We start from the raw sequence: 13,209 nt of genomic DNA, 5'->3' as shown, positions 1-13,209 counted from the left end.
CATCCCTACTTGGTTAAACGGCCAGGCCGACCAGTTTGGCCAGCTCCACGGTGCGGTTGGCATAGCCCCATTCGTTGTCGTACCAGGCATACAGCTTCACCTGAGTGCCGTTGATGACCATGGTCGACAGCGCATCGATGATTGAGGAGCGCGGGTCAGTGCGGTAATCGATGGAGACCAGCGGGCGTTCCTCGTAGCCGAGGATGCCTTTCAGCTGGCTGTCGGCAGCAGCCTTCAGCAGTTGGTTGACTTCCTCCACCGTGGTGGCCCGTTCGACTTCGAACACGCAGTCGGTCAGCGAGGCGTTGGCCAGCGGCACGCGCACGGCATGGCCGTTCAGCTTGCCGCGCAGCTCGGGGAAAATCTCGGCGATGGCGGTGGCCGAACCGGTGCTGGTCGGGATCAGGCTCATGCCGCTAGCGCGTGCACGGCGCAGATCCTTGTGCGGGGTGTCGAGGATGCTCTGGGTGTTGGTCAGGTCATGAATGGTAGTGATCGAGCCATGGCGGATGCCGAGGTTCTCGTGAATCACCTTGACCACCGGAGCCAGGCAATTGGTGGTACAGGAGGCAGCGGTGACGATGCGGTGCTCGGCTGGATTGAACAGCTGCTGGTTGACACCCATCACCACGTTCAGTGCGCCTTTCTCCTTCACGGGCGCGCAGACCACGACCCGCTTCACGCCCTGATCCAGGTAAGCCTGCAATACCGCCACGGTCTTCATCTTGCCGCTGGCCTCGATCACCAGATCGCAGTCCGACCAGTCGGTGTCGGCAATCGCCTTGTTGGCGGTGACCTGGATGCGCTTGCCGCCGATCACCACGCAATCGCCTTCGCTGCCGGCTTCGTGGTGCCAGCGACCGTGCACCGAGTCGAAGTTGATCAGGTGCGCATGGGTGGCGGCATCGCCTGCCGGATCATTGATGCGGACAAATTCGAACTCGGGCCAGTCCCAGGAGGCGCGCAGCGCCAAACGACCGATGCGACCGAAACCGTTGATACCAATTTTGATAGCCATGTTTTTCGACTCATCTACTGGAGTTAGTGGGCAGCATCGAACTGGGTGATCCAGTTGATGTGGGCAGGGTGTTGAATAGCCTTGGGACGCAGGGCTTGCACCAGGGCAATGGCATCGGCGCGGGGAATGCCGGCCTCGATCATGATCCGCGCCGCAATCAGCCCGGTGCGTCCCGAGCCGCCCTTGCAGTGGATGGCGATGTCCTGGCCCGCATTGAGCCGCTCAAGGATGCTCTGTTTGCAGGCTTTCCAGCCCTGGCCGAAATCTTCGAGCGGTACTTGCTCATCCGCCACCGGCAGGTGGAACCAGGCCATGTCCTGCGCCTGGCATTGCTTGCCGATGTCCTCGGCCCCGTTGGAGGCCAGTTCGCTTGCCGGCATCAGGCTGATCACGGCAGAGGCACCGGCCTGTTTCAGCGTGGCCAGCGAGTCGACAAGGCTGCTGTCTTTGGTGCCGGGACAGGGCGTGAAGATGAGTTTGCCTTGGATACCGGGAATGCTGAGCCGGTCGTAGGGGTGATTCATTGAGAGGGTTTCCTGGTAGTCAGATGGCGCGCTGGTTGACGCGCTTGGAGAGTTCTTCAGCGGACTCTTTACGTTCCGAGTAACGGTCGACCAAATAGTCGCTGTGGCCGCGCAGCAGCAGGGTGAACTTGACCAGTTCCTCCATGACGTCCACAACGCGGTCGTAATAGCTGGAAGGTTTCATGCGCCCGGCCTCGTCGAATTCGAGGTAGGCCTTGGGCACTGAAGACTGGTTGGGGATGGTGAACATGCGCATCCAGCGCCCCAGCACACGCATCTGGTTAACCGCATTGAAGGATTGCGAGCCTCCACAGACCTGCATCACGGCCAGGGTCTTGCCCTGACTGGGACGGATGGCACCCATGGTCAGCGGTATCCAGTCGATCTGCGACTTGAATACGCCGGTCATAGCGCCGTGGCGCTCGGGTGAACACCACACCTGACCTTCAGACCAGAGCACCAGGTCGATGAGTTCCTTGACCTTGGGATGGCTGCTGTCGGCATCGTCCGGCATGGGCAGGCCGGAAGGATCGAATATTCGGGTTTCCGCGCCGAAGGCTTCCAGCAAGCGCGCCGCTTCCTGGGTCAGCAGACGGCTGTAGGAGCGCTCACGATTGGAGCCATAGAGCAGCAGAATGCGCGGCTTGTGCTCGCCTTCGGCGAGGCCCAGGTTTGTCGGGATAGAGCGGGCAAACAGCTCCTCGGCGACGTTGGGCAGGTTGTCGATCATGGGTTCTTACCTCTTGGGCTACAACGAGCCGATCCTGTTCAGCTCGGCCTTGAGCGCATCGCTGTCGAGTTGAGCAAAGGGCAGCGCGATAAATGCGCTCACTCGCTTCTGGATCTGCTGGATGGTGGCTGCAAACGCTGCGTTTATTTCCGCCTCAGATCCGTTAACGTCGGATGGGTCACTCAGTCCCCAGTGACAACGAGACGCCGGGCCAAAGAAAACTGGGCAGGCCTCTCCGGCTGCCTTGTCGCAGACGGTAATGACGATGTCAGGGGCGAGAGCCTGATGGGCATCGGTTGATTTGCTGTACAGGCCTTCAACATCGAATCCAGCATCAAGCAGTGCCTGCAAAGCCAACGGATTGACCTCCCCCTTGGGGTAGCTGCCTGCGCTAAAGGCCCGCATGCCCTTGGGAGCCATCGCATTGAAGATAGCCTCCGACAGGATGCTGCGGCAGCTATTGGCGGTGCAGAGAAATAAAACTTTCATGGTCATCCTCAATGGCTGGTATTCAATCGCAGGCCGGCTTGCGCCCAGGGCGATCTCGCATTTGCCAGAGGCGTTGCACATCCTGGCGTAACCACTCGGCATTGTTGTCCAGGGCCTGTTTGAGGATATCGGTCACCCATTCCGGCAGCTGCGGGTGCAGGCGGTAGTACACCCACTGGCCATTACGCCGATCCTCCAGCAGGCCACAGCCGCGCAGCAGGGCCAGGTGACGAGATATCTTGGGTTGCGCCTCTTCCAGTGCCGAGGTCAGTTCACAGACACAGAGTTCCTGTTCCAGGGTCACCAGCAAGGCGATTCGCGCCCGCGTTTCCTCGGCCAGACATTTGAAGACTTCGGTTGGCGACATGGCATGCAGAGTGGAAGCTTCTTTAGCCGGTTTGCTTTTGATCAGCACGAACATCTTTATCCGTTCATGAATCTCATGCAGGGTCTTGCGATAGGCATCTTTCTGCGAGCTGGTTGCCGGGTCTTCAAAATTCCAGGCGATGTACTCACCAGCCCCTGGCAGGGCCTGGCACTCCAGGGCGGACTTGTCACACAGGGTGATCACGTAGTCGAAAGGCTCGCCAGCGACCTGTTCGATGGACTTGCTGTAAAGCCCATCAGTGGGAACACCAAGCTGCTCCAATGCGTTGCGGGCTCGGGTGTCGACTTCAGTGGGGGCGGAGCCTGCGCTGTAGACTTCAAAATGTTCTGAGTCGGTGTGGCGCAGCAGGGCTTCGGCCATCTGCGAGCGTGAGGAGTTCGCGACGCAGAGGAACAGGACGCGCTTTTTCTGGCTCATGTTGATCCCTATCAAAGATGCACATGAGCAAATATATTATTTTTCGAATATGCAGTAAAATGAATATTCGGCGCGTTGCGCGCCAAGGGAACGAGGATAGGCAGCAAAGATGACAAATGCGTGTGAAGTCGCGATGAAGCAGGCCTCTGGGGCTCCACTGGGAGTTTTTGAGCGCTACCTGACCCTGTGGGTGTTCCTGTGCATCGTGGTGGGCACCGTGCTTGGCTTGGTTGTGCCGCAAGCGGCTCAGGCCGTCGGCGCCCTGGAGGTGGCGAAGGTCAATATCCCGGTTGGCCTGCTGATCTGGGTGATGATCATTCCGATGCTGATGAAGATCGACTTCAGCGCCATCAGCGAAGTGCGCCAGCAGAAGAACGGCATGTTCGTCACCCTGTTCGTTAACTGGGCGGTCAAGCCGTTTTCCATGGCGCTGATTGGCTGGTTCTTCATCAAGCAGGTGTTTGCGCCCTGGCTGCCCGCCGAAGAGCTGGATAGCTACATGGCCGGCTTGATCCTGCTCGGTGCGGCGCCCTGCACGGCGATGGTGTTTGTCTGGAGCAACCTGTGTAAGGGTAATGCCAACTTCACCCTGACCCAGGTGGCACTGAACGATCTGGTCATGGTGTTTGCCTTTGCGCCTATCGTGGCGCTGTTGCTGGGCGTTTCTTCGATCCCGGTGCCTTGGGACACCCTGCTGCTTTCCGTGGTGATGTACATCGTCATCCCGCTGGCCATCGCCCAGTTTCTGCGGGCTCAACTGATGAAGCGCGGCGAAGCCTATTTCGAGAATGTGCTGGCGAAGATTTCGCCATTTTCCATCATCGCTCTGCTGGCCACTCTGGTTCTGTTGTTCTCCTTCCAGGGTGAGTCCATCGTCGAGCAACCCCTGATCATCGGCATCATCGCGATTCCTCTGTTGGTGCAGACACTGTTCATCGCGGCACTGGGTTACTGGCTCTGCCATACACTGAAAGTGCGCCACGACATAGCGGGCCCGGCCACCATGATCGGCGCCTCCAACTTCTTCGAGCTGGCCGTAGCCGTGGCCATTGTCTTGTACGGATTCAACTCGGGTGCCGCCCTGGCAACCGTGGTCGGCGTACTGATCGAAGTGCCCGTGATGCTATGGCTGGTACGCATGGTCAACAGCACACGCAACTGGTACGAGAGCAGCCTCAACAATCGCTAGGGGGTCAGCATGCGCTTTATCGACAATGCACCACGCTTCCTGTTCTTCACCGGTAAGGGCGGGGTCGGAAAGACCTCCATTGCCTGCGCGACAGCCCTGGAACTGACCCGTCAGGGCAAGCGCGTGCTGCTGGTCAGTACCGATCCGGCCTCCAATGTCGGGCAGGTATTCGGTCTGGAGATCGGCAATCAGATCACCGCTGTACCCGCCGTGGAAAACCTGGCGGCCCTGGAGATCGACCCACAGGGCGCAGCTCAAGCCTATCGGGATCGGATTGTGGGCCCGGCGAGGGGTGTCATGCCTGCTGATGTGGTCAAAGGCATGGAGGAGCAATTATCGGGAGCCTGCACGACCGAGATCGCAGCCTTCGACGAATTCACCTCACTGCTGGTCAACGATGAACTGAAGGCCCGCTTCGATCACATCATTTTCGATACCGCCCCGACCGGGCACACGATTCGACTGCTGCAACTGCCGGGTGCCTGGAGTGGATTTCTGGAGGCGGGGCAAGGTGATGCATCGTGTCTTGGCCCGCTGGCCGGTTTGGACAAACAACGTGATCAGTATCGCGAGGCGGTAGAGGCACTCTCTGATCCAGCCAAGACCCGTCTGGTTCTGGTTGCCAGGGCGCAGGCCGCCACCCTGCGCGAGGCTGCCCGCACACGCGAGGAGTTGGCAGCCATCGGGCTGCAAGAGCAGTACCTGGTGATCAACGGCGTGCTGCCGGCGAGTGAGGCGCAGAAGGATGTACTGGCCGCCGCCGTCTATAAACGTGAACAGGCCGCAGTCGCTGCCATGCCGCCAGCGCTGCGAACACTGCAGCTCGACCTGTTGCCGTTGAAAGCATTCAACCTGGTGGGATTGGATGCCCTGCGACAACTTTTGGTTGAGGGTTCTGCTGACAGCACGCAGGCACCGGCCAGTGCGCCGATTGAATTGAACGCTCCACGACTCAAGTCCCTGATCGACGAGATCGCCGCCGATGGTCATGGCCTGATCATGGTGATGGGCAAAGGTGGTGTCGGTAAAACGACTTTGGCCGCAGCGGTTGCCGTCGAATTGGCTCGACGTGGGCTGCCCGTGCACCTGACTACTTCTGATCCTGCCGCGCACCTTGCCGAGACACTGGATGGCACGCTTGAGCACCTGACGCTGAGCCGCATTGACCCGCATGCCGAGACACAGCGCTATCGTGATCACGTCATGCAAACCAAGGGCGCGGGCCTGGATGAGCAGGCTCGGGCGCTGCTGGCCGAGGATCTGCGTTCACCCTGTACCGAGGAGATCGCTGTATTCCAGGCCTTCTCGCGAATCATCCGTGAAGCCGGCAAAAAGTTCGTGGTGATGGATACGGCCCCGACCGGCCATACCTTGCTGTTACTGGATGCCACCGGGGCTTATCACCGCGACATTGCTCGGCAGATGTCGGGCAGCAACATGCGTTTTTCCACGCCGATGATGCAACTCCAGGATCCTAAGCAAACCAAAGTGCTGCTGGTGACCCTGGCTGAAACCACTCCCGTGCTGGAGGCCGCGAGCCTGCAAGCTGATCTGCGTCGTGCCGGCATTGAGCCTTGGGCATGGGTGATCAACAATAGCGTGGCAGCCGCAAGGACAGAATCACCGCTATTACATAAGCGGGCGGTCAATGAGCTGAAGGATATTGAGCATGTCGCGACCGAGCACGCGCAACGCTATGCGGTCATCCCGCTCATGGCGGAGGAGCCGGTTGGGGTTGAGCGTTTACTCGCTCTCAGCAAGTAATCTGCACCAATGAAAAGGCCCGCATTCTGCGGGCCTTCTGCTTGAAAGCGCTTACTTCTTGATGACCTCAAGGTAATCCTTGAGGGTTTTCTCGTCAGCCGCTTTGACCGTCATGCCATTCGGGCCGGAACCGATATCGGTGAACTGCTTGGCTGGCTCGCCAGTGGCTTTGAAGTCCTTCAGTTCCTGAGAGTCTTCGCGGAAAACCCAGAGACGACCATCCTCAACCTCGGTAACAAAACCAGGCTTATCGAATTCGCTGGCCATAATGGAGCCGGTGAACAGGGACGAGAGGAGCAGGGCTGAGAGGGTGAGGTTCTTCATGGCACTACCTATTGAGTGGGGAGAGCCATAATTTATTAAGGCGACCATTTCAGAAAAGTTACAATATGCGTTAATTCGAATGTGCGTATGTAACCATTCGTTTCAGGCCTCAAAGAGCTTCGCCGAGCTATGAAGAAACCAAGGCAATGGCTGCTTCTGGCCGACTCCAGCCAGTTCGCACTCAGTTAGCGCTGCTGAAAAGCAGCCATTCGATTCAAAAAAATCTCAGCAACACATTACCGCAATGACATCAGCACCAAGGAGGTTCGCCCCATGTCATTGCAGTGCCCCCGCTGTCACTCCCCCAAAGTCGCTTCTTTCCATCACGCCATGAAAGCTGGCGCGGCCATCGGCGCTGTCGGTGGTCTCGCACGAGGCATCAGTGCTGCTCTGGCAGGCGGCAAGGCCGGCGCAGCGCTCGGCGTAATCGCCGGCCCTGTCGGTATCACACTTGGTTCGGTATCCGGCGCCATTCTCGGCGGCCTGGCCGGAAGCGTCGGCGGCTGTGCGATTGGCGCTCAGCTCGGCGAGTCGCTCGACCGCCATGTCCTGGCTCACAACCTCTGCCTGCTCTGCGGTCATCGCTTCAATCTGCCGGCCTGATCCGGCAACTGCTCTCCTCTTACTTATCCATCACTGATTGCCGGTGCTGCGCTCTGCGCGGCGCTTTATGCCGGCCTGCACCCAAAGGAAATTCGTCATGGCTCATCAAATCGAACAAATGGCCTATGTTGGCGCTACCCCGTGGCACGGCTTAGGCAACAACCTGCCGCAGAAACAGCCTATCGAGGTCTGGCAACGCGAAGCCGGCATGGATTGGCAGATCCTGGAAAGCCCCGTGCATTTCAAGTCGGACGCCATCGGCCACCTGGGCGCGATCCACTCATTCCCCGAGCAGAAGGTGCTCTACCGTTCGGACACCAAGGCACCGCTGTCGGTGGTCTCGCAGCGCTACCACACCGTCCAGCCTCGTGAGGTGCTGGAGTTCTACCGCGATCTGACCGAGGTCTCCGGCTACGAGCTGGAAACCGCTGGCGTGCTCAAGGGCGGTCGCAAGTTCTGGGCGCTGGCGCGAACTGGCCAGGGTGCAGCGATCAAAGGTAACGACCAGGTGAATGGCTACCTGCTGTTGGCCACTTCCTGCGACGGCACCCTGGCCACCACAGCAACGCCCACCACCATCCGCGTAGTTTGCAACAACACCCTGACCATCGCCCTGGACGGCACCAGCCGTGCGATCAAGGTGCCGCACAGCACACGCTTCGATGGCGATCTGGTGAAGAAGCAGCTCGGTATCGCCGTCTCGCAATGGGATGACTTCATGTACCGCATGCGCCACCTGGCTGAACGCAAGGTGCAGTGGCATGAGGCACTGGGCTTCTTTATGAACGTGATGTGCGACACAAGCCCGACTGGCGCACTGCCGGAGCAACTGCCCAACGAACGCGCTCTGCGCAAAGTGCAGGAGCTGTACGAAGGTCGTGGTCGCGGCAGCCAGCTGGACTCGGCACGCGGCACCGCCTGGGGCTTGCTCAATGCCGTGACCGAGTACGTCGATCACGAACGCCGGGCACGCAGCACGGAATACCGCCTCGACTCTGCCTGGTTCGGCCAAGGTGCCCAGATCAAGCAACGCGCTCTGGATACTGCCCTGCAACTGGTCGCCTGACCTTTTTACCTACTCCACCCCATAACGCCCGACCCGCTTCGTTGCAGGTCGGGCGTTTCTATTTCTGCAAGGTGAACGCTATGAAAGCCACTTCATTGAATCGCAGCACCAGCAAATCCCGCCCAGCTCTGCGCCTGGTCAGCACCAAGGAACTGCCACGCGAGGACTGGCTGCAGATCCGTAAGCAAGGTATTGGCAGCTCGGATGCAGCTGCAGCCGTAGGACTCAACCCCTACAAGTCGCAACTGGAGCTGTGGATGGAAAAGACCGGGCGTGATGCTGGCATGCCCAAGGCTGATCCTCAGGATGAGGAAAGCCCGATGTACTGGGGCAACGTGCTGGAGCCCATCGTGGCCTGGCACTACAGCAAGCGCACTAAGAACAAGGTACGGCGCATCAACGCCGTGCTGCAGCATCCTGATCCGGAGTTGCCCTGGATGCTGGCCAACATCGACCGCGAGGTAATCGGGGCGGACGACGTGCAGATCCTCGAATGCAAGACAGCAGGCATAAATGGGGCACGACTCTGGAAAGAGGGCGTGCCTGAGTATGTGCAGCTGCAGGTGATGCACCAGCTCGCCGTCACCGGTAAGCAGGCGGCGGATGTAGCGGTACTGCTGGGTGGCCAAACGCTGGAGATCCACCGTATCGAACGGGACGAGCAGATGATTGCTCGCCTGATCGAGCTGGAGCGCCAGTTCTGGCACTACGTGGAAACCGACACCCCACCGCCGGCCGATGGCACGGCTTCAGCTGAGTCTGCGCTGCGCTACCTCTACCCGGAGGACAACGGCCAGGTCGTCGACTTCAGCCAGCATGCTGGTCTTTCAGCGGCTTACATCGAGCTGAAAGCCGTGCGTCAGTCGATTGCCGACAAGGAAAAGCGCGAGTCTGAACTGAAGCAGATGCTGCAGCAGGCCATGGGCGATGCCAGCCGGGCGGAGTTCTCCAGTGGCTATGTCAGCTGGCGCAAGGCCAAAGACAGTATCGGTCTCGATGTCGCTCAATTGCTCAAGGACAAGCCCTACCTGCAAGCCAAGTACCCACTGCTGAAACCAGGTGCACGACGCTTCCTGGTGGGCTGAAACCCAACTACTCCATCCCTCCCCTTGGCCAGTCCATGCAGTTAGCGCTGCGTGGCTGGCCTTTTTTCACTTCCAGGAGACTCACCATGCTCAAAGGTCTGGCTATCACTCCGCCGGTACTCGGGCGGATTTCCATCGGCAAGGTCATCGAGAAGAACGGCAAGCGTCTGCCGGAGAAAGATGACCAGTTCACCATCACTTCCCAAGTGCAAGGCAAGGACGGCTGGCTGCTGCACCCGCTCAATGACGAGCTGCGCCAGGGCAAGGACGACAAGCTGCGCAGCATTCCGGTACGGCTTCTGTTCAACGAACCGGAGCTGAATTTCCGAGCTGACTACACGCTGTTCGACCGACAGTCCGGACGCCCAATCTGCGTGGGCAATGGTGAAACCTGCAAGCGGGTCACTCAGGACGGCATGCAGTCACTGCCCTGCCCGTCACCGGATGCCTGCCCACTGGCCAAAGGCGGTGCCTGTAAGCCCTACGGCCGACTGAATGTGGTCATTGGTGATGAGGATCCGCTGGGCAGCTTCGTGTTCCGCACCACCGGCTTCAACAGCATCCGCACCCTCGCCGCTCGCCTGCATTACTTCCAGGCCATCTCGGGCAACCGCCTGGCCTGCCTGCCACTGGAACTACGTCTACGTGGTAAGTCGACTCGCCAGAGCCATGGCACGCCGATCTTCTACGCCGATCTGACGGTACGTGGTGGCATGGACATGTCTGAAGCACTGGTGTCCGCCAGTGAACTCGATTCGCGGCGGCAAGCTGCCGGCTTCAATCAAGCAGCGTTGGATGAGGCTGCACGACGCGGCTTCGGCAACGGAGCCTTCGAGGACAGCGAGGAGGATGCCAGCGCCATCGTGGAAGAGTTCTACCCCGAGGGTGAAGCTCCTGCTGCAGCAACAATTTCCCAACTCAACCCCACCAAACCCAGCCTGGCTGAAAAGCTCGATGCACAGGCTGCTCGTCACACCCCACCCACAGACCAAGACCAAGGAGGCCGCCATGCACCTGCACAAGCTGAAAGCCAGTGACACGGCCGGCACCTACTTGGTCGAGTCCCCGGTGACGGAAAACGACATCCTGCTGATGGCCAGGCAACTGGCCAGCCTGCGCCTGCGCAAGGGACGTGCACTGACCTCGCCTAAGGAGGCGTTCAGTCACCTGCAGACGCTGCTGGCTGATTATGAGCACGAGGTTTTTGCACTGCTCATGCTCGACAGCCGACACCGGGTGATTGCGTTCGAGGAAGTGTTTCGCGGAACCCTGGATGGAGCCAGCGTCTACCCACGGGAAATCGTGAAGATCGCCTTGGAACACAACGCAGCGGCAATCATCCTGGTACACAACCACCCCTCAGGTGATCCCGAGCCCAGCCAGGCGGATCGCAATCTCACCACGAAACTGCAGGACGCACTGAATCTGGTCGGAGTCAGAACGCTCGATCACGTTGTGGTAGGCCAGGAGGATTGTGTGTCGTTGGCTGAGCGCGGCTACCTGTAAGGAGGTGCCAATGAAACTGCTGCTACGGACTGTTGCCTCGGCATTCATGTTTGCCGGGATCTTGGCCGGTTGTCTGGCGATATTGCTGCTGATGATTCTGATGGTGCGCTTTCCACCATTGCTGATTGCCGTGGTGTTGGCGTGCTGGATCTACCGGAAGCAGAAAGTAAGAATGAACCCTTGAACGGTGAGCCAGCGTGGGTAGTCGAAAGACTGCCTGCAATGGCTCTCACTTCTTCTTTTGCCCTGGTAGCTAACGCTTACCTGCTGCCTTGTAAGCTGCACTTCGTTCACGCTTGCCCACTGCGACCACAATCACAACCACCCGATCATCTTCGACCCGATACACCAAACGATAGCCTGCTGTTCGGAGCTTGATCTTGTAGTGCCCAGGCAGATCCCTGAGGGCATCAGCCTGTACCTTTGGTGCTTCCAGCCGCTCACGCAGTTTTTTCTTTGCCTGCTCACGCACTGTATGACCCAGCTTCTCCCATTCCTTCAGCGCTGAGGGCAGGAACTCGAGCTTATAGGTCATCCAGGTTCACCGGCACCCCCTTCTCACCGGAGCGTGCATTAACGACATCGATCAGATCCAGATCGTCCAGACGGTCCAGCATCTGCTCGTACAGCTCGGCTGGCACCATGTACCCCATCACGCGGTTATGATTGAGAACGGCGACCGGCATGCCACCAGCACCAGCCATAACACCGGTGGGGTTTTTCTTCAGCTCAGAAACGCTCACTGCAACGTCAGCCAAAACACTCTGCATACCATAGCTCCTTTTTTAGGTCTTTATTTTGGTCTTAAGGTGCATAGCATAGCAAGGCATCCCCATGGGCAATCTTCCAAATGGCACGAGGCGTCCAATTTTGAACCGCCGCCATCTGGGAGAACTGATTGCCCTGAAGCCTCCCATTGAGCTGTGAGCCCATGCGGCTTGCGCGGACTGCTCCCTACCCCCGACTGGTCTCGAAACTCCGCTGACGATCGCCGTAGGACTTGGTCGCTTTCTTACACAGGTAGCTGGCTCGTTTGAACAGCTCAGGCAGCTCATCGAACTCGTCTCGACGAATTTCTCGATTGATAAAGTACTCAGGATTCTTTGGCCTATGGACCAGCCCCCTAACCTGATCAGCTGATAATCCAAGTACACTGGCCCAAGACTCTTCAATCCGTCTGAACATGTTAATCCGTTCAGAACCTATCCGGCCTAGCCTGTAATAGGCATCACGGTTCAAAAGAATCAGTAGGTGGTAATGGCGACGACCTCTCTGACCGATCTCTTTCGACCAGACGTATCGTACTTTGCAACCACGCGAGTAACCACGCTCAGCCACGCGCTCCTGGTGGTACTGGATCTTCTTCGTAAACGATTCGAAGAACTTGCTTATGACCTTGTTCGTATAGGCGTACTCGGGTAGCTCGATAGCATTAGGCACATAAAGATCTACTCTGAAGGCAAGTACTCTAGGGTACTCAGCCATGGCTAAGTCGATGGTATGTTTGAGATCATAAAGGTATTCCAGAGCAAAGGGGCCTACTTCTGCCTGGATAGGAAAACCTTCAAAGGTCTCCCCGTAGTGCAAATGAAGATTGGTATTATCGGGATGACGTAGTGGGGAGTGCTGGGTTGTAGCGATATCGTTGACCATGGTTATGACTCCAGTTAATTTGACTCATAACACATATGCCATTATTAAATATTTAATACACCCTACACCCTCCACCCTTAACACCCGCACCATGCTAGATAAGCTTAATAGTTATCAATAAAATAATAATACTCCCGCCGCAAAATAAATAAGCAGAAAGCCCAGCAAACACGAAGGGCGCTATAGATAAAACAAAGCAATTACAGAGCTTTTAACAATCAATACAATTTCGGAATTAAATTATCCAAATTATCCAAAAATAATACGCTGATCCATGTAGTTAATTATAGAGTGATTATAGAATCCTCTTTGGCCTGAACTCTATCGCTTGCTCGATTGAAATCTCACCCGCTACAAAATCAGCTCGCCCTGTGAGACCAGCCACTCTATTTGATCCAAATCAACGAAGTGCTGTTATCGTCAAAAGGAGCATTCATGGCTCGGGGGCAATCT

Annotated in this window: 17 protein-coding genes; 8 read left to right on the top strand and 9 right to left on the bottom strand. The window is 57.9% G+C overall.

Annotated features, from left to right (window positions below; translation table 11 throughout):
- Nucleotides 1-13: 13 nt before the first annotated feature.
- From PI990_RS04520 to PI990_RS04500, 5 genes are read right to left on the bottom strand one after another with little or no spacing between them, the layout of a single operon-like run.
- Nucleotides 14-1,018 carry an ArsJ-associated glyceraldehyde-3-phosphate dehydrogenase gene (locus PI990_RS04520; RefSeq protein WP_003118381.1) on the bottom strand — a complete coding sequence of 335 codons (1,005 nt, stop codon included), beginning with the start codon at nucleotides 1,016-1,018 and terminating at the stop codon, nucleotides 14-16.
- A 23-nt stretch (nucleotides 1,019-1,041) separates the two neighbouring features.
- On the bottom strand, nucleotides 1,042-1,542 hold the full coding sequence (locus PI990_RS04515) for a cyclin-dependent kinase inhibitor 3 family protein (RefSeq protein ID WP_017678239.1): 501 nt from the start codon (nucleotides 1,540-1,542) through the stop codon (nucleotides 1,042-1,044).
- 19 nt (nucleotides 1,543-1,561) lie between these two features.
- Entirely contained in the window at nucleotides 1,562-2,272 is a 711-nt protein-coding gene (arsH, locus tag PI990_RS04510) for an arsenical resistance protein ArsH (RefSeq protein ID WP_003118379.1), read from the bottom strand.
- A gap of 18 nt (nucleotides 2,273-2,290) precedes the next feature.
- Nucleotides 2,291-2,761: an arsenate reductase ArsC gene (locus PI990_RS04505; protein ID WP_003118378.1), complete on the bottom strand. Its 471-nt coding sequence runs from the start codon at nucleotides 2,759-2,761 to the stop codon at nucleotides 2,291-2,293.
- Nucleotides 2,762-2,783: 22 nt separating this feature from the next.
- Nucleotides 2,784-3,566, bottom strand: a complete 783-nt coding sequence (locus tag PI990_RS04500) for a metalloregulator ArsR/SmtB family transcription factor (RefSeq protein ID WP_003118377.1) — start codon at nucleotides 3,564-3,566, stop codon at nucleotides 2,784-2,786.
- A 109-nt stretch (nucleotides 3,567-3,675) separates the two neighbouring features.
- Here PI990_RS04500 and arsB point away from each other — a divergent pair, with 109 nt between their 5' ends.
- Nucleotides 3,676-4,755: an ACR3 family arsenite efflux transporter gene (arsB, locus tag PI990_RS04495; RefSeq protein ID WP_003460650.1), complete on the top strand. Its 1,080-nt coding sequence runs from the start codon at nucleotides 3,676-3,678 to the stop codon at nucleotides 4,753-4,755.
- Between the two features lie 9 nt (nucleotides 4,756-4,764).
- Entirely contained in the window at nucleotides 4,765-6,519 is a 1,755-nt protein-coding gene (gene arsA / locus PI990_RS04490) for an arsenical pump-driving ATPase (protein WP_271659930.1), read from the top strand.
- A 51-nt stretch (nucleotides 6,520-6,570) separates the two neighbouring features.
- On the opposite strand, the gene PI990_RS04485 is transcribed toward arsA, so the two are convergent.
- Nucleotides 6,571-6,843 carry a hypothetical protein gene (locus PI990_RS04485; protein ID WP_003118374.1) on the bottom strand — a complete coding sequence of 91 codons (273 nt, stop codon included), beginning with the start codon at nucleotides 6,841-6,843 and terminating at the stop codon, nucleotides 6,571-6,573.
- Nucleotides 6,844-7,116: 273 nt separating this feature from the next.
- Here PI990_RS04485 and PI990_RS04480 point away from each other — a divergent pair, with 273 nt between their 5' ends.
- The 6 genes from PI990_RS04480 to PI990_RS04455 all read left to right on the top strand — a co-directional run bounded on the left by PI990_RS04480 (nucleotide 7,117) and on the right by PI990_RS04455 (nucleotide 11,287).
- Complete coding sequence (locus PI990_RS04480; RefSeq protein ID WP_074918679.1) at nucleotides 7,117-7,446, top strand: hypothetical protein; 330 nt, start codon at nucleotides 7,117-7,119, stop codon at nucleotides 7,444-7,446.
- A gap of 97 nt (nucleotides 7,447-7,543) precedes the next feature.
- Nucleotides 7,544-8,512, top strand: coding sequence for a DUF932 domain-containing protein (locus PI990_RS04475; RefSeq protein ID WP_074918677.1), 969 nt, complete (start codon nucleotides 7,544-7,546; stop codon nucleotides 8,510-8,512).
- Nucleotides 8,513-8,592: 80 nt separating this feature from the next.
- Nucleotides 8,593-9,597 (top strand): YqaJ viral recombinase family nuclease, encoded by a 1,005-nt coding sequence (locus tag PI990_RS04470; protein WP_271659929.1) that lies wholly within the window; start codon nucleotides 8,593-8,595, stop codon nucleotides 9,595-9,597.
- 86 nt (nucleotides 9,598-9,683) lie between these two features.
- Complete coding sequence (locus PI990_RS04465; RefSeq protein WP_074918674.1) at nucleotides 9,684-10,634, top strand: recombination directionality factor; 951 nt, start codon at nucleotides 9,684-9,686, stop codon at nucleotides 10,632-10,634.
- Entirely contained in the window at nucleotides 10,606-11,103 is a 498-nt protein-coding gene (gene radC, locus PI990_RS04460) for a RadC family protein (RefSeq protein WP_074918671.1), read from the top strand. Before PI990_RS04465 ends, radC begins: the two co-directional genes overlap by 29 nt.
- Before the next feature lie 10 nt (nucleotides 11,104-11,113).
- Nucleotides 11,114-11,287, top strand: a complete 174-nt coding sequence (locus tag PI990_RS04455; protein ID WP_009686156.1) for a hypothetical protein — start codon at nucleotides 11,114-11,116, stop codon at nucleotides 11,285-11,287.
- Between the two features lie 69 nt (nucleotides 11,288-11,356).
- Here the strand turns inward: PI990_RS04455 and PI990_RS04450 are convergent, their stop codons facing one another.
- From PI990_RS04450 to PI990_RS04440, 3 genes are all read right to left on the bottom strand, one after another.
- Nucleotides 11,357-11,638 carry a type II toxin-antitoxin system RelE family toxin gene (locus PI990_RS04450; protein WP_074918669.1) on the bottom strand — a complete coding sequence of 94 codons (282 nt, stop codon included), beginning with the start codon at nucleotides 11,636-11,638 and terminating at the stop codon, nucleotides 11,357-11,359.
- Complete coding sequence (locus PI990_RS04445; protein WP_033942931.1) at nucleotides 11,628-11,873, bottom strand: type II toxin-antitoxin system Phd/YefM family antitoxin; 246 nt, start codon at nucleotides 11,871-11,873, stop codon at nucleotides 11,628-11,630. Before PI990_RS04445 ends, PI990_RS04450 begins: the two co-directional genes overlap by 11 nt.
- Before the next feature lie 184 nt (nucleotides 11,874-12,057).
- Nucleotides 12,058-12,756, bottom strand: coding sequence for an inovirus Gp2 family protein (locus PI990_RS04440; RefSeq protein WP_271659928.1), 699 nt, complete (start codon nucleotides 12,754-12,756; stop codon nucleotides 12,058-12,060).
- Between the last annotated feature and the right edge of the window lie 453 nt (nucleotides 12,757-13,209).

Source organism: Pseudomonas sp. TUM22785 (assembly GCF_028198105.1).
GTDB classification, from domain to species: domain Bacteria; phylum Pseudomonadota; class Gammaproteobacteria; order Pseudomonadales; family Pseudomonadaceae; genus Metapseudomonas; species Metapseudomonas solani.
Note: the sequence above shows the minus strand (reverse complement) of the source record. Positions and strands in the feature narration are given on the sequence as shown.